General features: G+C 70.6%; 23 protein-coding genes. 20 read left to right on the top strand and 3 right to left on the bottom strand.

The features are described 5' to 3' along the window. Positions 1-2: 2 nt before the first annotated feature. Complete coding sequence (gene trmD, locus H7A73_RS08525) at positions 3-695, top strand: tRNA (guanosine(37)-N1)-methyltransferase TrmD (protein WP_111023974.1); 693 nt, start codon at positions 3-5, stop codon at positions 693-695. Between the two features lie 169 nt (positions 696-864). On the opposite strand, the gene map is transcribed toward trmD, so the two are convergent. Continuing rightward, on the bottom strand, positions 865-1,656 hold the full coding sequence (gene map, locus H7A73_RS08530) for a type I methionyl aminopeptidase (RefSeq protein WP_182065605.1): 792 nt from the start codon (positions 1,654-1,656) through the stop codon (positions 865-867). A gap of 168 nt (positions 1,657-1,824) precedes the next feature. Here map and rplS point away from each other — a divergent pair, with 168 nt between their 5' ends. The 9 genes from rplS to H7A73_RS08575 all read left to right on the top strand — a co-directional run bounded on the left by rplS (position 1,825) and on the right by H7A73_RS08575 (position 8,842). Continuing rightward, entirely contained in the window at positions 1,825-2,181 is a 357-nt protein-coding gene (rplS, locus tag H7A73_RS08535) for a 50S ribosomal protein L19 (RefSeq protein ID WP_017888254.1), read from the top strand. 122 nt (positions 2,182-2,303) lie between these two features. Further along, the gene (gene lepB / locus H7A73_RS08540) at positions 2,304-3,047 is read left to right on the top strand and encodes a signal peptidase I (protein WP_182065606.1); all 744 of its coding nucleotides are present in this window, start codon (positions 2,304-2,306) and stop codon (positions 3,045-3,047) included. Continuing rightward, positions 3,044-3,751 carry a ribonuclease HII gene (locus H7A73_RS08545; protein ID WP_182065607.1) on the top strand — a complete coding sequence of 236 codons (708 nt, stop codon included), beginning with the start codon at positions 3,044-3,046 and terminating at the stop codon, positions 3,749-3,751. Before lepB ends, H7A73_RS08545 begins: the two co-directional genes overlap by 4 nt. Positions 3,752-3,796: 45 nt before the next feature. Then, on the top strand, positions 3,797-4,120 hold the full coding sequence (locus tag H7A73_RS08550) for a DUF2469 family protein (RefSeq protein WP_017888251.1): 324 nt from the start codon (positions 3,797-3,799) through the stop codon (positions 4,118-4,120). A 117-nt stretch (positions 4,121-4,237) separates the two neighbouring features. Next, positions 4,238-4,588, top strand: a complete 351-nt coding sequence (locus tag H7A73_RS08555) for a histone-like nucleoid-structuring protein Lsr2 (RefSeq protein WP_017888250.1) — start codon at positions 4,238-4,240, stop codon at positions 4,586-4,588. Between the two features lie 163 nt (positions 4,589-4,751). Then, on the top strand, positions 4,752-5,129 hold the full coding sequence (locus H7A73_RS08560; RefSeq protein ID WP_259362781.1) for a YraN family protein: 378 nt from the start codon (positions 4,752-4,754) through the stop codon (positions 5,127-5,129). Continuing rightward, complete coding sequence (locus tag H7A73_RS08565; protein WP_182065609.1) at positions 5,126-6,649, top strand: YifB family Mg chelatase-like AAA ATPase; 1,524 nt, start codon at positions 5,126-5,128, stop codon at positions 6,647-6,649. The genes H7A73_RS08560 and H7A73_RS08565 overlap by 4 nt, the downstream gene beginning before the upstream one ends. Further along, a complete protein-coding gene (gene dprA, locus H7A73_RS08570; RefSeq protein ID WP_182065610.1) occupies positions 6,649-7,884 on the top strand; it encodes a DNA-processing protein DprA in 1,236 nt (411 codons plus the stop codon). Before H7A73_RS08565 ends, dprA begins: the two co-directional genes overlap by 1 nt. Before the next feature lie 25 nt (positions 7,885-7,909). After that, on the top strand, positions 7,910-8,842 hold the full coding sequence (locus tag H7A73_RS08575; RefSeq protein WP_259362782.1) for a tyrosine recombinase XerC: 933 nt from the start codon (positions 7,910-7,912) through the stop codon (positions 8,840-8,842). Positions 8,843-8,875: 33 nt separating this feature from the next. Here the strand turns inward: H7A73_RS08575 and H7A73_RS08580 are convergent, their stop codons facing one another. Next, a complete protein-coding gene (locus tag H7A73_RS08580) occupies positions 8,876-9,448 on the bottom strand; it encodes a murein hydrolase activator EnvC family protein (protein WP_182065611.1) in 573 nt (190 codons plus the stop codon). 276 nt (positions 9,449-9,724) lie between these two features. On the opposite strand from H7A73_RS08580, the gene H7A73_RS08585 reads away from it, so the two are divergent. The 10 genes from H7A73_RS08585 (at position 9,725) to H7A73_RS08630 (ending at position 18,523) form a co-directional block, all read left to right on the top strand. Continuing rightward, entirely contained in the window at positions 9,725-11,167 is a 1,443-nt protein-coding gene (locus tag H7A73_RS08585; protein WP_259362783.1) for a sugar porter family MFS transporter, read from the top strand. A gap of 320 nt (positions 11,168-11,487) precedes the next feature. Continuing rightward, positions 11,488-12,405, top strand: a complete 918-nt coding sequence (rpsB, locus tag H7A73_RS08590; RefSeq protein ID WP_027465874.1) for a 30S ribosomal protein S2 — start codon at positions 11,488-11,490, stop codon at positions 12,403-12,405. Positions 12,406-12,493: 88 nt separating this feature from the next. Then, positions 12,494-13,321, top strand: a complete 828-nt coding sequence (tsf, locus tag H7A73_RS08595) for a translation elongation factor Ts (protein WP_027465873.1) — start codon at positions 12,494-12,496, stop codon at positions 13,319-13,321. A 127-nt stretch (positions 13,322-13,448) separates the two neighbouring features. Continuing rightward, positions 13,449-14,168, top strand: coding sequence for a UMP kinase (pyrH, locus tag H7A73_RS08600; protein WP_071406376.1), 720 nt, complete (start codon positions 13,449-13,451; stop codon positions 14,166-14,168). Between the two features lie 47 nt (positions 14,169-14,215). Further along, complete coding sequence (frr, locus tag H7A73_RS08605) at positions 14,216-14,770, top strand: ribosome recycling factor (RefSeq protein ID WP_182065613.1); 555 nt, start codon at positions 14,216-14,218, stop codon at positions 14,768-14,770. Continuing rightward, on the top strand, positions 14,770-15,780 hold the full coding sequence (locus tag H7A73_RS08610; RefSeq protein ID WP_247738017.1) for a phosphatidate cytidylyltransferase: 1,011 nt from the start codon (positions 14,770-14,772) through the stop codon (positions 15,778-15,780). The genes frr and H7A73_RS08610 overlap by 1 nt, the downstream gene beginning before the upstream one ends. A 77-nt stretch (positions 15,781-15,857) precedes the next feature. Beyond that, a complete protein-coding gene (locus tag H7A73_RS08615; RefSeq protein WP_071406375.1) occupies positions 15,858-16,406 on the top strand; it encodes a DivIVA domain-containing protein in 549 nt (182 codons plus the stop codon). A gap of 147 nt (positions 16,407-16,553) precedes the next feature. Next, positions 16,554-17,462, top strand: coding sequence for a transglycosylase SLT domain-containing protein (locus tag H7A73_RS18075; RefSeq protein WP_259362784.1), 909 nt, complete (start codon positions 16,554-16,556; stop codon positions 17,460-17,462). 12 nt (positions 17,463-17,474) lie between these two features. After that, positions 17,475-17,777 carry a hypothetical protein gene (locus tag H7A73_RS08625; protein ID WP_111103455.1) on the top strand — a complete coding sequence of 101 codons (303 nt, stop codon included), beginning with the start codon at positions 17,475-17,477 and terminating at the stop codon, positions 17,775-17,777. After that, on the top strand, positions 17,774-18,523 hold the full coding sequence (locus H7A73_RS08630; RefSeq protein ID WP_182065614.1) for an alpha/beta hydrolase: 750 nt from the start codon (positions 17,774-17,776) through the stop codon (positions 18,521-18,523). The genes H7A73_RS08625 and H7A73_RS08630 overlap by 4 nt, the downstream gene beginning before the upstream one ends. An 87-nt stretch (positions 18,524-18,610) precedes the next feature. On the opposite strand, the gene H7A73_RS08635 is transcribed toward H7A73_RS08630, so the two are convergent. Then, positions 18,611-20,452, bottom strand: a complete 1,842-nt coding sequence (locus H7A73_RS08635; protein ID WP_182065615.1) for a hypothetical protein — start codon at positions 20,450-20,452, stop codon at positions 18,611-18,613. Positions 20,453-20,547 lie beyond the last annotated feature (95 nt).

The raw sequence follows: 20,547 nt of genomic DNA on the forward strand, positions 1-20,547 counted from the left end.
CCGTGCGGATCGACATCGTCACGATCTTCCCGGAGTTCTTCTCCGTGCTCGACGTGTCCCTGCTGGGCAAGGCCCGCTCCGGCGGTCTGCTCGATCTGCACGTGCACGACCTACGGTCCTGGACCACCGACCGGCACCGCACCGTCGACGACACCCCGTACGGCGGGGGCGCCGGCATGGTGATGAAGCCGGAGCCGTGGGCGCAGGCGCTCGAAGCGCTCTTCCGCCCCGACGGCTCGTCCACCCTGGTGGTCCCGACGCCGGCCGGCACGCCCTTCACGCAGTCGATCGCGCGGTCGCTCGCGTCGACGTCGGAGCACCTCGTGTTCGCCTGCGGGCGGTACGAGGGAATCGACGCCCGCGTCTTCGAATGGGCGTCGTCGCGGGCCACCGTCGTCGAGCTCTCGCTCGGCGACTACGTGCTGAACGGCGGCGAGGTCGCCGCGATGGCCATGATCGAGGCCGTCGGACGACTCGTCCCCGGCGTCGTCGGCAACCCCGAGTCGCTGGTCGAGGAGTCCCACGAGGACGGCCTGCTCGAGTACCCCTCGTACACCAAGCCCGCGTCCTGGCGCGGCCTCGACGTCCCCGACGTCCTGCTCAGCGGGCACCACGCCCGTGTCGGTGCCTGGCGGCACGAGCAGCAGCTGGAGCGGACGCGGCGCGTCCGTCCGGACCTGCTGCCCGACGAGTAGCCTCGCCGGTCTCGCGAAAGCGACAGATCTCCGCGGAACATCCGCGGAGATCTGTCGCTTTCGCTGTTGTGACGGTCCGCGGGCAGCGAGATCTGTCGCGTCCGTGGGATGGGGACGAAGCGTGACGGACCGGAGGCGCGGAGCGGGCCCGCACCGTGCCTCCAGTCCGTCACGCGGTCGGGTCGGCGCGCTGGGCGCGACGCAGGGTCAGGACCTCGGGGCCGGCCGCGGTGACCGCGACCGTGTGCTCGACGTGCGCGGCACGCGAGCCGTCGACGCTGCGCAGCGTCCAGCCGTCGTCGTCCTGGTAGAGCTCGTCGGTGGTCTGCATGAGCCACGGCTCGATCGCGACGACCAGTCCCGGCCGGAGCTTCAGGCCACGACCCGGACGGCCGTCGTTCGGCACGTGCGGGTCCCCGTGCATGGTGCGACCGACGCCGTGTCCGCCGAACTGCAGGTTCACCTCGTGGCCGGCCTCGTGTGCGACGCGACCGATGGCGTGCGAGACGTCGCCGAGCTTGTTGCCGGGAGTCGCCTGGGCGATGCCGGCGGCCAGTGCCCGTTCGACCGTGGCGATCAGCGCCTGGTCCTCGTCGCGCGGCGTCCCGACCTGGACGCTGACCGCGGAGTCCGCGACCCAGCCGTCGACGCTCGCGGCGAAGTCCAGGCTCACGAGGTCGCCGTCCTGCAGGGTGTGGTCGTGTGGCAGGCCGTGCAGGGCGGCGTCGTTGACCGAGGTGCAGAGGTTCTTGCCGAACGGCGACCTGCCGAACGACGGGTGGTAGTCGACGTAGCAGCTCTCCGCCCCGCGTTCGGCGATCATCCGGGCCGCGACGCGGTCGAGGTCGAGGAGGTTGACGCCGACGTCGACGGTCTCGAGCAGCTCGTCGAGGACGTCGGCCACGAACCGGCCGGCGACGCGCAGTCCGTCCAGCTCGGCGGGGGTGCGGAGTTCGATCATGGGACCATCCTCGTCGTTTTGTCTCCCGCGCTCTCTGTGGCAGTATGGATCGCTGTGCCCTGGCTGGACTCTGCCACGGGGGAGTCGCCGACACCGGGCACGCACCACCACTTTCCGAACCTTCGATCCGCGGCGACCCGTGCGCGTCCGCAGAGAGTGAAACCCACCATGAGCCAGCTCCTCGACAACGTCGACGCAGCATCGCTGCGTACCGACGTCCCGGACTTCCGTCCCGGCGACACCATCAAGGTGCACGTCAACATCATCGAAGGCACGCGCTCGCGTATCCAGGTCTTCCAGGGAGTCGTCATCGGCCGTCAGGGCCACGGCATCGGCGAGACCTTCAAGGTCCGCAAGGTGAGCTTCCAGGTCGGCGTCGAGCGCTGGTTCCCGGTGCACTCGCCGATCATCGACCACATCGAGATCGTCACCAAGGGTGACGTCCGTCGTGCGAAGCTCTACTACCTGCGCGAGCTCCGCGGCAAGGCGGCCCGCCGCAAGATCAAGGAGAAGCGCGACGCCTGATCGCCTTCACAGTGAACGTCCGCGAGCCGGACGCCGCTGCGAGCCCCTCGTCCATGTACGGTTGTGCATCGACGGGGGGCTCTTCCCATTGCGGGGAGACAGTGGTTCGAACGAGAGCGGAAATGACGGACACGACAGAGGATCCCGGGCGCAGGCCACGTGCCGAGAAGCAACGGAACGGAGTCCTCACATTCCTTCGTGACCTCGTCATCATCTTCATCGCCGCACTGCTCGTGTCGTTCCTGGTCAAGACGTTCCTGATCCGGTCGTTCTACATCCCGTCGGCGTCGATGGAGAACACGCTCCAGATCAACGACAGGGTGATCGTCAACGAGCTCGTCCCCGGCGCCGTGGCGCTGAAGCGGGGAGACGTCGTCGTGTTCAAGGACCCGGGCGGTTGGCTCACCGGGTCCGAGGTGCCGAGCGTCACGCCGGACACCCAGCCCGCGAAGGCCATCGACTGGGCACTGACCCAGGTCGGTCTCGGCACCGGTGACAGCGACGACCACCTGATCAAGCGCGTCATCGGTCTGCCCGGTGACAAGGTGTCCTGCTGCAACGACCTCGGGCAGATGTCGGTGAACGGTGTGCCGATCAAGGAGCCGTACCTGAAACTGCCTGCCGGCGCTCCGGCCTCGGCGACCGACTTCTCGGTCACCGTGCCGAAGGGCACCATCTGGGTGATGGGCGACAACCGGAACGACTCGAAGGACTCCCGGTACAACGGGGACACACCGTCGAAGGGCTTCGTCCCGATGTCCGACGTCACGGGCCGCGCGTTCGTCATCTCGTGGCCGGCGAGCCGCTGGACGTGGCTCGACGACCATCCCGAGGTGTTCGCCGGCGTGGAGGAGCGCGACGAGTGACCGCCGTCCGTCCGTCGCTCCGGGTCGAGAAGCGTCTGCTCGCCGAGGGCCGCGTGACGGTCATCGGCATGGACGAGGTCGGCCGTGGCGCCATCGCCGGTCCGGTCGGCGTCGGGGTGGCCGCGGTGACGCTCGACATCGGCCGAGTGCCCCAGGGGCTCGCGGACTCGAAGCTGCTCTCCGAAGCGCGCCGCACCGACCTCGTGCCCGTCGTGCAGCGATGGGCACGCACGGCGGTCGGCATGGCCTCGGCGGACTTCGTCGACCAGCAGGGCATCGTCCCCGCCCTCGGTGCTGCCGGTGCGCAGGCGCTCGGCTCCCTGGTCGCCGACGGGGTGTCCCTCGACGGTGCGGTGGTGGTGCTCGACGGCTCGTTCGACTGGCTGAGCCGCGCTCTGCCCGCGTCGCTCCGTCCGGCCGCAGATCCGCTCGAGGTCGTCGTCCGGATCAAGGCCGACCGCGACTGTGCCTCGGTGGCTGCGGCGTCCGTGGTGGCCAAGGTCGCTCGTGACGCGCTCATGATCTCCGCGCACGACGAGGCTCCGCACTACGGGTGGGTGTCGAACAAGGGCTACGGGTCGACGGCGCACTACGACGCGATCCGGGCGATCGGGGCGCACGCGCTGCACCGCAAGTCGTGGTTGCACCAGGCCTCGAGCGTCGCACTGGACGGGTTCGACGAACTCGACGCCGTCGCCGGTTGAGCCGGTCGTCCGCACGGGTCTCCGTCGCCGTAGACTGTGGGCGCAATGGATGAGGACGAATTCGACGACTACGACCGCGAGGTCGAGCTGGCCCTGTACCGCGAGTACCGCGACGTGGTGTCGCAGTTCCGTTACGTGGTCGAGACGGAGCGCCGTTTCTACCTGGCGAACGAGGTCGAACTCGTGCGCCGTGACACGGAGCACGACTTCTACTTCGAACTGACGATGAACGACGTCTGGGTCTGGGACGTCTACCGTTCCGACCGGTTCGTCAAGGGTGTCCGGGTACTCACGTTCAAGGACGTGAACGTCGAGGAACTCACGACGCGGGAACTCGAACTGCCGAAGGAACTCGCACTCGACGAGTGATCGTCAATTTCCTTTCTCCTGCTTCTTTCTCGATGAATCGCCGCTGATCCGGAACGGCGGAGAATTGTTGGCGCTATTCTGATGGGGAAATAACCGCCCCACGAACAGGAGCACCCCATGGCACAGAAGGTCACCGTCCAGCTCGTCGACGACCTCGACGATTCCCCCATCACCACCGGTGAAGGCCGGACGGTCGAATTCGCGTTCGACGGCTCGTCGTACGAGATCGACCTGTCGAACGACAACGTCGACAAGTTCCGCGAGGCGATCTCCGACTACATCGCCGCAGCGCGCAAGGTCTCCGGTCGTCGCACCGGCGGCGGTTCCGCCCCGAAGTCCGCCCCCAAGCGCGGCAACTCGGAAGAACTCGGCAAGATCCGCGAGTGGGCCAAGGAGAACGGGTACGAAGTCTCGTCCCGCGGCCGCATCTCGACGCAGGTGCAGGAAGCTTACGCAGCAGCGCACTGACGCTCGTTGCAGCAGGACCCGGGTGATCTCGATCGCCCGGGTCCTTCTTCTTTCCTCCACAGGAGCAATTGGCCCGCACTGATTCCACAGACTCTCCGCATCCGCCGATCGGGGTGTTCGTTCCGGAGATCGTTGTCGTGGAGGCAACGACATGGAACACGACGTGCAACGCGCACCGGGGCGGTCGCTCCGGAACGGCCGACTCGGACGATTCGGTGAAGAACGAGCGGTGGCCTGGCTCGAAGCACGGGGATTCCGTGTGCTCGAGCGGAACTGGCGATGTGCCCGTGGTGAGATCGACATCGTCGCGTGGGATTCCTGCACGCTCGCCTTCATCGAGGTGAAGACCCGTTCCGGCGCCGCGACCGGTCACCCGTTCGAGGCGATCACGGCGACCAAGCTCACCCGGATGCGGCGACTCGTGCCCGAGTGGCTCGACGCGCACCCCGAGACCTCGGCGCGCGCCGTCCGGGTGGACGTCGTCGCGGTCCACGTCGACGGTCCCCGCACCGTCGTCGAGCACCTGGCAGGTGTGCTGTGACCGGCATCGGGCGCGCTGCTGCGGTCGCGCTCCTCGGTGTCACCGGTCGGCGCATCGAGGTCGAAGCGCACCTGACCAGTCAGCTCCCGACGTTCAGCATCATCGGTCTGCCCGACACCTCGCTGGGTGAGGCACGGGAACGCGTGCGATCCGCGGCGGCGAACGCGGGGTGTCCGCTGCCCGCCCGCCGGATCACCGTGAACCTGACCCCGGCGGCGATCCCGAAACGCGGTTCGGGGTTCGACCTCGCCATCGCGATGGCCGTGCTCGCCGGTGCCGGTCTCGCGCCGGACGTCTCGGAGCGCATCGTCTACATCGGCGAGCTCGGCCTCGACGGGCGGGTGCGTCCGGTCCCCGGCGTGATCCCGATGCTGATCGCCGCGCGCGACGCCGGTGTGGACCGCGTCGTCCTGCCCGTCGGCAACCTGACCGAGGCCCGTGTGGTCAGCGGGGTCCGGATCCGTGGTGTGGACTCGTTGCGTGCGGCGGCGATCGACGCCGGGGCGCTCCTGCCGACGGTCGAGGTCGATCCGGTGCTGTCGGTTCCGGTCACGGCTGTGCCGCGTCCCGTGGCCGAGCTGTCGGACGTCGTGGGGAACCCGGTCGGCGTCCGAGCGCTCATCGCGGCGGCGGCCGGTGGACACCACGCACTCCTGCTCGGGCCGCCGGGCGCCGGCAAGACCATGCTCGCCGAACGGCTGCCCGGGTTGCTGCCCGACCTCGACGACGAGACCGCGCTCGAGGTGGCCGCGGTCCGGTCCGTCGCCGGGCTGGGCCCCGCGTCGTGGAGCACGAAGCCACCGTGGGAAGCCCCGCACCACTCCGCGTCGGCGGTGTCGCTCATCGGCGGCGGATCCGGGGTCCTGCGCCCCGGAGCCGTGTCGCGCGCCACCGGGGGCATCCTGTTCCTCGACGAGGCACCGGAGTTCCCACGGGCCGTGCTCGACGCGCTCCGGCAACCGCTCGAGTCCGGGCGGATCACGATCCACCGTGCGGCGGGAGCGGCCGAGTTCCCCGCACGATGCCAGGTCGTCCTGGCGGCGAACCCCTGCCCGTGCGGCAACGCCGGTGGTGCACACGGGCAACCGTGCGAGTGCTCCCCGAGCACCGTCCGCCGGTACCTCGGCCGGATGTCGGGGCCGCTGCTGGACCGGATGGACATCCGGGTACTGGTGCCCCGGGTGACGACGGGCCGGATGCGGGACGCGGACGGCAACACCCCGACCACGGCGGTCGCGCGTGCCGCGGTCGCGGCAGCCCGCGCCCGGATGGCGGAGCGACTGCAGGGGACGGGATGGACGCGCAACGCCGAGGTCACCGGGACGTGGCTCCGGGCCGAGGGGCGCATCGAACCCGGGTCGACGGCAGACCTCGACCGCGCACTCGACCTCGGCACCCTGACGATGCGCGGCTGGGACCGCGTGATGCGACTGGCGTGGACGCTGGCCGACCTCGACGCGGTGGAGCGGCCCACGGGTGCGCACGTCCGCGGTGCCCTTGCCCTGCGGAGCGCGCTGTGATGCCGGCGGGCACGGAGCTCCTCGACACCGTGGCGCGCCTGCTCGGGCCCCGCGGCGCCGCGGTGGACCCGGTGCAGGCCGCGGCCCGCGTCGCCTGGTCGGCCATCGTCGAACCGGGGGACTCCGTCGCCGGAGAGCTCCTCACCGGCCTCGGACCCGAGCGCGCGCTCGGTGCGGTGCTGCTCGCGGCGGACGGGGACTTCGATTCGCTGCTGGGATGTTGCGTCGACGCCGAGGTGCCGGGTGCCGAGGACCCCGCGGTGCTGCTCGGTGTGCTGCAGACCGCGGTGGAACGCTGGCGGCCCCGATTGGCCGCTGTCGAGGTGGGCGACGTGCTCGCGGCCGCCGGTGCTGTCGGTGCCGGGCTCCTTGTCCCCGAGAGCGACGGGTGGCCGTCGGCGATGGACGACCTCGGGCCGCACGCGCCGGTGGTCCTCTGGACGCGCAGCTCGGGTGCACGCCTCGGCGACGGGATGTCGGCGTTGGGTGTCGTGGGGTCCCGGGCGAACACGGTGGCGGGTGCTGAGGCCGCGGCGGAGATCACCTCGACGGCGGCGGACGCGGGAGTCCGCATCGTGAGCGGGGGTGCCTACGGCATCGACGCGGTGGCGCACCGTGTCGCCGTCGCCGCCGGGACGCCCACGGTCGCCGTCCTGGCCGGTGGCATCGACCAGCTCTACCCGGCGGGGAACGCACAGCTGCTCCAGAACGTGGCGCGGCAGGGGGCGTTGCTCGCCGAGTCCGCGCCGGGGACGCGACCGACGCGGTGGCGTTTCCTCGCCCGGAACCGGCTGATCGCCGCGCTCGCCGACGTCACGGTCGTGGTCGAGGCCGGCGCCCGGTCCGGCGCGCTCAACACGGCCCACCACGCCGCGCAGCTCGGTCGCCCGGTGTTCGCGGTCCCGGGTGCGTTCGCGTCCTCGGCATCGGTCGGGTGCCATCGACTCATCGCACAGGGGCGCGCGCAGATCGTCGTGCGCCCCGGCGATCCGGTCGCGGCGGCGAGACCGGCGACCGGGATGAGCGGGGGAGCGGTGCCGGACGAACCGCTCCTGTCCAGTCGGCAGGACCCCGATGTGCTCCGGGTACTCGACGCGCTCGGTCGCCGCGCCCTGCCCGAGGCGGAGATCGCCCGCCGGGCCGGGATGTCGACGTCCGACGTCGCCGACGCGCTCGCGCTGGCGCAGCTGCAGGGACTCGTCGTCGCGAGCGGCGGCGGGTGGGGTCGGGCATGACGGTCGGCAGCCGTACGCTGACGTCGTGGTTGCGCGGACGGACGGTCGACTCGTGGTGGCGGTGGACGCCTTCCTCGGGCACGCCCGGCACGCGCGGGGCCTCAGCGAGCAGACCCTCCGCGCGTACGCCAACGATCTCGAGCAGCTCGTGGCGTTCGCGGACGCCCGAGGGGTCGACCGCGTCGCCGACGTCGAGCTCGAGCTCCTGCGTGACTGGCTGTGGGATGCCGACCACCGGGGGCTCGCCCGGTCGACCATCGCTCGGCGGTCCTCGTCCGTGCGGGCGTTCACGCGTTGGGCGAGCGAGACCGGGGCGACCGCGACGGACGCCGGGGTCCGGCTCCGGGCCCCGAAGGGTGGGGCACACCTTCCCCGCGTGGTGTCGGCCGACCAGGTGCGCGCCCTGCTCGACGGGCTCGGTGCCCGAGCGGCGACGGACGACCCGACGGCGCTGCGGGACCTGGCCCTGGTCGAGCTCCTGTACGCGGCGGCCATCCGAGTCAGCGAGCTCGTCGGCATCGACGTGACCGACGTCGATCGGGGACGCCTGACCGTGCGGGTGCTCGGCAAGGGCGGCAAGGAACGCGTGGTCCCGTTCGGGGTGCCGGCGCGGGACGCACTCGAGGCGTGGCTCGAGCGCGGACGGCCCGCCCTCGCCGCACGGGCCGAGGGACCGGCAGGCACGGCGCTGTTCCTCGGCGACCGTGGCACGCGACTCGGCGTCCGCAGCGCCTACCGCGTGGTGGCGCGGTTGCTCGGTGACCTGCCGGGCGAGGGGCCGAGCGGGCCGCACACCTTCCGGCACACCGCGGCGACGCACCTGCTCGACGGGGGAGCGGACCTGCGCGCGGTGCAGGAACTCCTCGGACACGCCAGCCTCGGCACGACGCAGATCTACACGCACGTGTCGTCGGCCCGGCTGCGCGAGGTCTACCGGACGGCACACCCGCGCGCCTGACGGTGCGCCGATGTACGTCCCGGTCGGCTCCGCTCACCCGGGCCAGGCCGACTCGGGCAACAGCACCGGCCACTCGGCTGGTGGAAGGTACGCCATCGGATCGACGTAGTGACCGTCCACGCGAGCACCCAGATGCAGGCACGGCGCCGACGCCGGACAGTGCCCGACCGAGACGCGGCCGACCGGCGCGCCCCGCACGACCTCGTCACCGGCGGCCACCAGGGGCGTCACCGAGTCGAGCGTGCTGACCAGCCCGTCGCCGTGGTCGATCGTCACGACGGTGCGGCCGCCGACCGCGCCGGCGAACGCCACGGTGCCGTCGTCCACCGCCGAGGCAGTGCTGCCGAGGGCGCCGGGGACGTCGAGGCCCCGGTGGCCGGCGCCGTAGTCCGAGGACGGTGCCTCCCACGCGCGCTCGACCACCCGCGATCCGGTGGGCCAGACCCAGCGAGCCTCGACCCGGCCCCGATCGGTCGCAGCGTTCGCGGACGACCCGGCTCCGGTCGACGACGCAGCAACGAACACCACGGTCCCGCTCAGCACCGTCCCGCTCAGCACCGCCGCGCACACCACGGACAGCAGGACGGGACGTGCGCTCGATCGCATCTCCCCAGCCTGGGCGGCGGAACCCGGCCCCGATGCGGGCGGGGGCGATCCGTGGAGGGGGAGTCGCGCCTCCAGGCCTGGGGAGGGAGAAGACGGCGACGGATGCGACAGCACCGACCGCACGCCGTCCCGATCGCGTCCCGGTTATGACCAGATCCCGAGCGAGGAGTACAGTCGGGGCCGCTCCGGAACACGCAACGCCGCTCGGACGGCGAACCAGCCGACCGCCGGGGCACCGTGCTGCACAACTGCACGGCGGCAGAACCCAGGAGCATCGTGTCCACCACGACCACCGGGCACGGCGAAGACCGTGCGTTCAAGGGGAAGGTCACCCTGTTCGCCATCGCGGCGGCGGTCGGTGGCTTCCTGTTCGGCTTCGACTCGTCCGTCATCAACGGCGCCGTCGACGCGATCAAGGGCGAGTTCGACCTCTCCGACGCGGCCAGCGGTTTCGCGGTCGCATCGGCCCTGATCGGCTGCGCGTTCGGCGCCTACTTCGCCGGCCGCCTCGCCGACCGCTACGGCCGCACCCGGATCATGTTCTGGGCCGCCGTGCTGTTCTTCGTCTCGTCGATCGGTTCGGCGTTCGCGTTCGCGACGTGGGACCTCGTGATCTGGCGTCTCGTCGGCGGTCTCGGCATCGGTACCGCTTCGGTCATCGCACCGGCGTACATCTCCGAGGTGTCCCCGAAGGCGATCCGCGGGCGGCTGGCCTCGTTCCAGCAGCTGGCGATCACGCTCGGTATCTTCGCCGCGCTCCTGTCCGACCAGCTCTTCGCCGTCACCGCGGGCAGCGCCTCGGCCGAGGTCTGGGGTCTGGCCGCCTGGCGCTGGATGTTCCTGGTCGGGGTGATCCCCTCGGTCGTCTACGGCGTCCTGGCGATCACGCTGCCGGAGTCCCCGCGCTACCTGCTCACCAAGGGCCGTGCTGACGATGCGCGCGTCGTGATGGGCAAGATCGTCCCGCGCGACACGGTGAACACGAGCCTCGAGGAGATCCAGGACGGCATCAAGAAGGAAGCCAACGAGAAGAAGGGGTCCATCCGGGGCAACCGCTTCGGGCTCCAGCCGATCGTCTGGGTGGGCATCATCCTGGCCGTGCTGCAGCAGTTCGTCGGCATCAACGTGATCTTCTACTACTCGACGACGCTCTGGCAGGCCGTCGGCTTCAAGGAGGAGGACTCGTTCCTCATCTCCACGATCACCTCGGTGGTCAACGTCGCCGTCACCTTCGTGGCGATCTTCCTGGTCGACAAGGTCGGCCGCAAGCCGCTGCTCGTCGCCGGTTCCGCGGGCATGTTCGTCTCGCTCACCATGGTCGCCATCGCGTTCTCGCAGGCGACGATCGTCGACGGAAGCCCGAGCCTCCCCGGCTCGTGGGGCGTCATCGCGCTGGTCTTCGCGAACCTCTTCGTGGTGTCCTTCGGCGCGACGTGGGGTCCGCTCATGTGGGTCCTGCTCGGCGAGATGTTCCCGAACCGCATCCGCGCCACGGCGCTGGGCGTCGGCTCGGCCGCCAACTGGATCGCGAACTTCATCGTGACGATCTCGTTCCCGGTGCTCTCGGGCTTCAACCTGACGGTCACCTACGGCATCTACGCGCTGTTCGCGCTGCTGTCGCTGTTCTTCGTCATCGCCAAGATCCCGGAGACCAAGGGCCGCTCGCTCGAGGAGATGGGCATCTCCGCCGACGGCGACACGGTGGACGCCAAGGCCTGATCGGCCGGTCGCACCGCGTCCGTTCCGCACGGATCACCGGTCAGGAGGCCCGGACCACGTCAGCCGCGAGGCGCGCGTGATCCGGGCCTCCGTTCTGTTAGCATCTATCCAGCAGCGTGCTGACGCGCGCTGACTTCGCGTGTCCACCAAGCCCTCAGGGGCTCGGTACCCGACCACCGGTCCTGCTCTCACGAGCAGGCGGTCGCGTGCCAGGACACCAGGGACCACGACCGACGGTCGTGATCGACACAACCGCAACAGGTCCGCAGCGACGTGCGAGAGCACGGCTGCGCGCCGAGAACACAGAAGGAGGACGGCACATGGCCGTCGTCACCATCCGCCAGCTGCTCGACAGCGGCGTCCACTTCGGACACCAGACCCGTCGGTGGAACCCGAAGGTGAAGCGATTCATCCTCGCCGAGCGCTCGGGCATCCACATCATCGACCTGCAGCAGTCGCTGGCCTTCATCGACCGCGCGTACGACTTCGTCAAGGAGACGGTCGCGCACGGTGGCACGATCCTCTTCGTGGGCACCAAGAAGCAGGCCCAGGGCTCCATCGCCGAGCAGGCGACCCGCGTCGGCCAGCCGTACGTCAACCAGCGTTGGCTCGGCGGTCTGCTCACGAACTTCCAGACGGTCTCCAAGCGCCTCGCGCGCATGAAGGAGCTCGAGGAGATCGACTTCGACGACACGACGAAGGGCTTCACCAAGAAGGAGCTCCTCATCAAGAAGCGCGAGCTGGACAAGCTCCACAAGACCCTCGGTGGTATCCGCAACCTCACGCGGACCCCGAGCGCGCTCTGGATCGTCGACACCAAGAAGGAGCACCTCGCCGTCGACGAGGCGCAGAAGCTCGGTATCCCGATCATCGGCATCCTCGACACCAACTGCGACCCCGACGAGATCACGTACCCGATCCCGGGCAACGACGACGCGATCCGCTCCGTCGGCCTCCTGACCCGCATCGTCGCCGACGCCGCGGCCGAGGGCCTGAAGACCCGCCACAACGGCGGCGACGAGGACGAGGCCAGCGAGCCCCTCGCCGAGTGGGAGCAGGAGCTCCTCGGTGGCGAGACCGCCGCCACGACCGAGGCGCCCGCCGCCCCGGTCGAGGAGAACGATGCTGACGCGCAGGTCGCCGCGAAGGAGATCGGCGAGCCGATCGCCGACGAGGCGAAGAACGCGGAGCCGACGGCCGAGGCCGAGGCAGCCGCGGAGACCACCCCCGCCGAGTGAGTCGCCGGGGCGCCGGACCCCACCGGGTCCGGCGCCCCGACTGCACACCACTCTCCACACACGTACAGTCCAGAAAGGACTCCAGTCAATGGCAAACTTCACCGCTGCTGACGTGAAGAAGCTCCGCGAGGACCTCGGCGCCGGCATGATGGACGCGAAGAACGCGCTCGTCGAGGCCGACGGCGACTACGACAAGGCCGTCGAGCTGCTCCGCATCAAGGGTGCGAAGGCCGTCGCCAAGCGCGACGACCGTGCCACCTCTGAAGGCGTCGTCGTCGCGACCTCCGAGAACGGCGCCGCCACGGTCGTCGAGCTCGCGAGCGAGACCGACTTCGTCGCGAAGAACGAGAAGTTCACGACCCTCGCCGACAAGGTGCTGGGCGCGGTCGCCGCTGCCGGTGCCGCCGACGTCGCCGCCGCCAACGCCGCACCGCTGGACGGCAAGACCGTCCTCGAGGTCGTCAACGAGTCGGCTGCTGCGCTGGGCGAGAAGCTCGAGGTCCGCACGGTCCGCCGTGTCGAGGGCTCGGCCTTCGAGATCTACCTGCACAAGACCAGCCAGGACCTGCCGCCGCAGATCGCCGTCGTCATCGCGTACGAGGGTGACAACGCCGCCGAGGCACGTTCGATCGCACAGCACGTCGCGTTCGCGAACCCGACGTACCTGACCCGCGACGAGGTCCCGGCGGAGGCCATCGAGAAGGAGCGTGCGACCGTCGAGGCGATCACGCGCGAAGAGGGCAAGCCCGAGGCTGCGCTCCCGAAGATCGTCGAGGGCCGGGTGAACGCCTACATCAAGCAGGTGTCACTCCTCGACCAGGACTACGCGAAGGACAACAAGATCTCCGTCGCGAAGGCCGCCGAGAACGCCGGCATCACGATCCAGGGCTTCGCCCGCGTCAAGGTCGGCGCGTAACGAACCCGTGACGGGGTCAGGAACCAACCAGGTTCCTGGCCCCGTTTTTCGCGCGCGCCGGCACGACACGCGCGCGACACATCCGCGAGTACATTTCCACGAGACCACGACGAAGGGTGCGGACCAGATGACCGACGAGAAGACCGGACGACGCCGCGTTCTGCTGAAGCTGTCGGGAGAGGCGTTCGGCGCCGGCTCCCTCGGGGTGAACCCCGACGTGATCGGCACCATCGCCAAGGAGATCGCCGTCGCCGCGCGCGAGGTCGAGATCGCGATCGTCGTCGGCGGGGGCAACTTCTTCCGCGGAGCCGAGCTCTCGCAGCGCGGCATGGACCGCGGGCGCGCCGACTACATGGGCATGCTCGGCACGGTGATGAACGCTCTCGCGCTGCAGGACTTCCTCGAGCAGGCGGGAGCTGCAACCCGGGTGCAGTCCGCCATCGCGATGACCCAGGTCGCCGAGCCGTACATCCCGCGGCGCGCCGAGCGGCACCTCGAGAAGGGCCGGGTCGTCATCTTCGGCGCCGGTGCCGGACTGCCGTACTTCTCCACCGACACGGTGGCGGCGCAGCGTGCGCTCGAGATCAAGGCGGACGAGGTCCTCGTCGCCAAGAACGGCGTGGACGGCGTGTACACCGCCGACCCGAAGAAGGACGCCACCGCTGAGAAGCTGCACCACGTGACCTACCAGGACGCGCTGTTGAAGGGCCTCAAGGTCGTCGACGCCACCGCGTTCTCGCTCTGCATGGACAACGGCATGCCGATGCACGTCTTCGGCATGGAGGGCGACGGCAACGTCCAGGCCGCGATCCGTGGCGAGCGCATCGGCACCGTCGTCAGCAACTGACCCCCGGCGCTGACTAGACTCGACGCCAGTACCGAAGGAGTAACACCGTGATCAGTGATGTCCTGACCGAAGCCACCGAGAAGATGGCGAAGGCCGTGGAGGTCGCCAAGGACGACTTCTCGACCGTCCGTACCGGCCGGATCAACGCCGCGCTCTTCCAGAAGATCCCGGTCGACTACTACGGCACGCCGACGCCGCTCGCGCAGCTCGCATCCCTGCAGACGCCCGAGGCCCGCACGCTCATCGTCACGCCGTACGACAAGTCGGCGCTCAAGGAGATCGAACGTTCCATCGCGACGTTCCCGAACCTCGGCGCCAGCCCGACGAACGACGGCGACATCGTCCGCGTGACGATCCCGGAGCTCACCAAGGACCGCCGCAAGGAGTTCGTGAAGCTCGTGCGGACGAAGGGCGAGGACCACAAGGTCGTCATCCGGAACATCCGCCGCAAGGCCAAGGACGACCTCGACGCGCTCAAGGGTGAGATCTCCGACGACGAGATCTCGCGTGGCGACAAGGACCTCGAGGCCCTGACGAAGAAGCACGTCGACCAGATCGACGACGCGCTGAAGAAGAAGGAAGCCGAACTCCTCGAGGTCTGATGCGTCGCTCCGACCAGGGCGAGGACCGCCCCACAGCAGAGCACGGGCCCGCGTCGAGCGGGCCCGTGAAGAAGGGGCTCCGTCAGGACTTCGATGCGCGTGCACGAGCGGCGCGCACCGACTTCGAGGCGCAGCTCCGCCAGCGGAAGGCCGACTTCGGCGCGCGCAACGAAGCGCTGACCGCGCGGACCGGGCGCAACCTGCCGGCGGCGATCGGCATCGCGCTCGCGTTCGCGGTCGTGATGCTCGGCACGCTGCTCCTGTTCACGCCCTCCTTCATGGTGGTCGCGGCGTTCCTGCTCGGGGTCGGCGTCTACGAGCTGACGAGTGCGATGCGGTTCGCCGGGCGCGACGTCCCGCGGATCCCGAGCGTCGCTGTCGCGATCGCGGTCGTGCCGGCGGCGTTCCTGCTCGGGCAGGTGGCGGCGCTGTTCACCCTGCTCGGCGGCATCGTCCTGATCAGCGCCTGGCGACTGGTCGAGGTCGCCCTCGCGCGGCAGAAGCCCCCGGCCGGCAACGTCGCCCGAGACCTCACGAACGGGCTGTTCGTCCAGGCCTACATCTCACTGCTCGGCGCGTGCGTCGTGCTGCTCTCCGCCCAGCCGGACGGCAACCTCTGGGTGATCGCGTTCATCCTCGTCGTCGTCGCGGTCGACACCGGCGCGTACGCCACCGGGCTGAACCTCGGCAAGCACCCGATGGCTCCGCGCATCAGCCCCAAGAAGACGTGGGAGGGCTTCGCCGGGTCCGTGGCGGCGAGCATCGTCGTCGGCATCCTGGTGGCCGTGTTCATGCTCGGGCTGCCCTGGTGGACCGGTGTCCTGCTCGGTGTGCTCATCTCCGGTTCGGCCACGCTCGGCGACCTGACCGAGTCGATGATCAAGCGTGACCTCGGCATCAAGGACATCTCGTCGTTCCTGCCCGGACACGGTGGCCTGCTCGACCGCATCGACAGCATCCTGCCGTCCGCCGCGGTCGCCTACGTGCTGTACCTGATCGTCAACCACTGACCGCGCCCGTCCCGGGCTGAACGCCCCACTCAGCGCGTCCAGGTTGTGCCATGGCGGGGGACTGGCAGAATGACGCCGTGGCCACCACCTTCCCGACCGCAGCCCGTTCCGCCCTCGGTTACGACGTCGACGAAGTCGAGCGTTTCCTCGAGGACGCCCGGCGCGCGTACTCCGCCGACGACAGCGCCCCCGGCATCGAAGCCGCGAAGATCCGCGCCACGGCGTTCTCGATGCGCAAGGGCGGGTACTCCACGTCGCACGTCGACGCCGCACTCGAGCGACTCGAGGACGCCTTCGCGGCCCGCGAGCGCGAGCGGGAGATGAGCGAGGTGGGCAAGAAGGCCTGGTACGCCGAGGCGCGGACGAAGGCCTCCGACGTCGTGGCGCGGCTCGAACGGCCCGACGGGCAACGGTTCAGCCGGGTCAGCGTGCTCGGCACCGGGTACCACCCGAAGGACGTCGACGCGTTCGCTGCCCGGCTGGCCGGGTACTTCCGCGAGGGCAAGCCGCTCAGCCTCACCGAGGTCCGCTCGATCGTCTTCCGCCCGAAGCACGGCGGGTACCGCGAGGCGCAGGTCGATGCGCTGCTCGACGCCGTCGTCGAAGTGATGCTCGCTGTCCGGTGACGACGCGCTGTCCCCAGGTGCTTCGCTTTCCGTGATCGTTCCGTTACCCTGGTCCTACTCATGGGCAGGCACACGGCAGACTCAAGCTCCGACCGCGATACCCGCGAGCACCTCAGCCTCCAGGCTTCCGGTGAGCGCCGCGCGGCAATGCAGCGAACCCGCACGACGGAGACGTCGGCGTTCGGGGTGACCCCGCAGGCAGCGCCCGCGGCGACGGGTCCGGTCGCCATGCCGAAGTCGGTGGCGGCGAACCGCGTCTCCGACGAGCGTGTGGCGTCCTTCGCCCACGATGCCCTGAACGACGCCGACCAGCGTCCCGCGAAGCAGCGCACCGCGACGGTGCAGCGCCGCGCGACGCCGAAGCTCGGCAAGCCCGCCGCTTCGTCGGTGAACGCTGCGACCCGCAAGCGGGCGGTCGCGCCGATGATGTCCTTCGTCGGCGTGTTCCTCTTCGTCGGCGGCTCGCTGTTCAACCCGCTGCAGGCGGACGTGGCACAGGCCGCCGTCGACACCCCGATGCTCGTGAAGACGCCGCCGGCGCCGCAGCAGTACACCGCGCACGGCACCTACGCCGTGGCCGCCGCCGACCGTGACGGCTACGACGTCACCGTCCCGGCCCCGAAGGTCGTCAAGCCCGTCGTCGAAGAGGCCGACGCCGACGCCGAGACCACCGACGACAGCGCGGACGCTGCGGCCACCGAGACCCAGCCGGTCTCGGCCGCCAACACGCTCGCCGCGACCGCCGCGACGCCCGACCCGGGCAGCGCGCAGGCCATCGCCCTGCAGCAGGTCACGGCTCGTGGCTGGGGCACCGATCAGTACAACTGCCTGGTCTCGCTGTGGAACAAGGAGTCCGGCTGGCGGGTGAACGCCTACAACCCCAGCGGTGCGTACGGCATCCCGCAGGCCCTCCCCGGCAGCAAGATGGCCACGGCCGGCGCCGACTGGCAGACCAACCCGGCCACGCAGATCACCTGGGGTCTCAACTACATCGCCGGCGTCTACGGCACCCCCTGCGGTGCCTGGGGGCACAGCCAGGCCAACAACTGGTACTGATCGGCTGCTCGGGTGCCGCGCAGCAACCGACCGCGGCGTCCCCGTGGTCGCGACGTCGAGCCTGACGAGGAGACCACCCTCGATCGGCTGATGAGCTCGTGGAAGCGCACCGAGGTCCGCCACGGTCGCGAGTACCAGGTGCAGCCGATCTCGGCCGCGTCGGCGCAGAAGGAGTACATCTGCCCGGGGTGCGGCGGAACCGTCCTGCCCGGCACCGCCCACGTGGTGGTCTGGCGTGCGGACGGCGTGCTCGGTGACGCTGCCGACCTGGCGTCGCGCCGGCACTGGCACAACCACTGCTGGAGCATCGCATGACCGAGCGTGACGTGACGCACGACACCGAGATCCGATCGGCCACCGAGCTACCGGCCCGTCGCACCGAGGTCGAGCTCGTCACGGACGACCACCTGACGCTCGTCGGTGAGCTCGCCGAGCCTGCCGACACCCCGGCTCGCGGGGCCATCGTCACGCTCCACCCGCTGCCGACCGCGCACGGGTTCATGGACTCGCACGTGCTCAAGAAGGCCGCCGCACGGTTGCCCGCCCTCGCCGACATCGCGGTGCTGCGCTTCAACTTCCGGTCCGTCACGTCGCCCCGGGGCACGTCCGAGGGTGTCTTCGGCGAGGGCGTGTCCGAGGGCTTCGACCTGCGCGCGGCCGTCGCCGAGGTCGCCGACCGCGGCCTGCCGACGCCGTGGCTGGTGGGGTGGTCCTTCGGCACCGAGGTGATCCTCAAGCACGCGCTCGAACACGTCGAGGCCGGCACGGTCGCCGGCGTCGTCCTGCTGTCGCCACCGCTGCACCGCACCTCGGACGAGGAGCTCGCCCGCTGGGCTGCCGTCGGTGTCTCGGTCGTGGCGCTCGTCCCGGAACACGACGACTTCCTGCAGCCCGAAGCCGCCGCGGCACGGTTCGCGCTCGCCCCGAACGTCCGGGTCGTGCCCGTGGCCGGCGCGAAGCACCTGTGGGTGGGAGAGCGGTACGTGCGGATCGTCCTCGACGCGATCGCCGACCTCGTCGTGCCGGGCAGCGCCCCGCTGCCGACCAACTGGCCCGTCTGACCACGTCCGCACGAAGCCCTGCAGCCCGCCACCTGCACCAGGTGGGACGGCCTGGAGGCGCGGGTCACGCCTCCAGGCCGTGGACCGTCAGCGGTCGGTCGCGTCCACGTCGTCGTCAGCGTCCGCAGCGGACGCTGCGGCGGGTGCCGTGCCGAGCAGGCCCGTGGCGTTCGTGAGGACCCCGCGGAGGTTCTCGAGGTAGCCCGCGACGGCTTCGCGTTCGGTGCGGATCGCCGCCAGGCGGTCCTCGGCCTCGGCGATGACGCCGGCGGTGCGCTCCTCGGCGTCGGCGACCATCCGGTGCACGCGGTCCTGCGCGTCGGCGATGATGGTGCGGGCGTGCTCCTGGGCCTCGGCTGTGCTGGTGCGCTCGAGGTCGTCGGCCTCCTGCTGCAGGCGTTCGGCGCGCTCGCGGGCCTCGGTCGCGCGGCGGGTGGCCTCGGCGAGCTGCAGGTTGGCCTCGTCCAGGTACTTCTGCGTCTCGGTCACGGTCTCGTGGTGCTTCCGCAGGTAGTCCTGCTCGGCGTCGTCGCGGCGGGACGCGAGTTCCGACTCGAGCGTCGTGCGCGCTTCGTCGCGCTCCCGGGCGATCTCGGCGCGCACCTCGTCACGCTCCTTGACCAGGGCGGCGCGGGCCGTGTCGATCTCCTGCCGCAGGGCGGTGCGCTCGGCCTCGAGCACCCCCAGCTCGGCAGTGCGACGGTCGGCGATCTCGGTGTCGACCTCGGCGTGCTCACGCTCGCGTCGGGCGGCGATGGCGTTCTCGTGCTCCCGGACCGCACGCTCGGCTGCAGCGTCGGCCTCGGCGCGCTCCTGCGCGATCCGGGCGTCGTGCTCCTCGAGCTCACGGGCGATCCGGTCGGCGGTCTCCTGCACCAGGCGCGCGTTCTCGACCCGGGTCTGCTCCTCGTCGACACGGAGCTGGGCGTGGGCCGCCTCGATCTCCTGCTCGAGCGCGGTGCGGGCTGCAGCCAGTTCGCGGTCCCACTGGGCGCGGGCGGCGGCGAGTTCCTCGTCGAGCTCGCGGCGGCGGTCCGCGACCTCCGTGTCGAGCTCGGCGCGACGGCGGGTGACCTCGGACTCGAGTTCGGCGCGACCGGTCTCGAGTGCCAGGGCGTGTGCCTGCTGCTCCTCGTCACGCTCACGGTGCCAGGCGGCACGGCCCTCGGTGACCTCGCGCTCGAGGGCCTCGCGCCGGGTCGTCTCCTCGCGGTCGAGGTCCTCGGTGCGGCGGGTGTGGTCGGCCTCGAAGACGGAACGGCGGTGCTCGGTCTCGCGGTCGAGCTCGGCCGCGGCGGTGCGGGCGTCGGCGGACTCGCGCTGGGCGATCTCGCGGAGCTCGGCGACCTCGTGCTCGACCTGCGCGCGCAGTGCGTTCGTCTCGCGGATGGCGACGGAACGGACCTCGGCGGCCTCGGTCACGGCGGCCCCGCGGATCGAGGCGGCTTCGTTGCGGGCGTCCTGCGTGAGCAGACCGGCCTCGGCGCGGGCACGTTCGACGGTGTCGGCTGCCTCGGCGCGGGCGCGGGTCAGTTCGTTGGTGGCGCGGGTGCGGGCGTCCTCGAGGGTGTCGCGCGCTTCCTCCTGGGCCTCGCGGACGGTGCGCTCGGCTTCGGCGCGGCTCGAGGCACGGAGCCGCTGGGCGTCGATGTCCGCCTGGCTGATGAGCCGGGTCGACTGCTCCTCGGCCACACGCAGGGTGGACTCGAGGCGGGTGCCCAGTCCGCTGTACGTGGGCGTGCCGGCCTCGTCGAGCTCGCCCTGCAGTTCGGAGACCCGGGCCTGCAGGAGACGGATCTCCTTCGCGGCGTCGGCGCGGTCGTTGTTCGACTTGATGAGCTCGCGGCGCAGGTCGTTCAGCGAACGCTCCACCTCGTCGCGGCGGTACCCCCGCAGCTCGGTCCCGAACTCGGCCTCGTCGTTCGCCACGTGTCGCTCCTGGGTGCTCGGCGGAGGGCCTGGATCGGCCCGCGGTCGATTGTAGTGGCGGCCGGAGCGGGTCGTCTGAGTCCGGCGACAGCGCA

The organism is Curtobacterium sp. ME12, from assembly GCF_903970855.1.
GTDB classification, from domain to species: Bacteria; Actinomycetota; Actinomycetes; order Actinomycetales; family Microbacteriaceae; genus Curtobacterium; species Curtobacterium poinsettiae_A.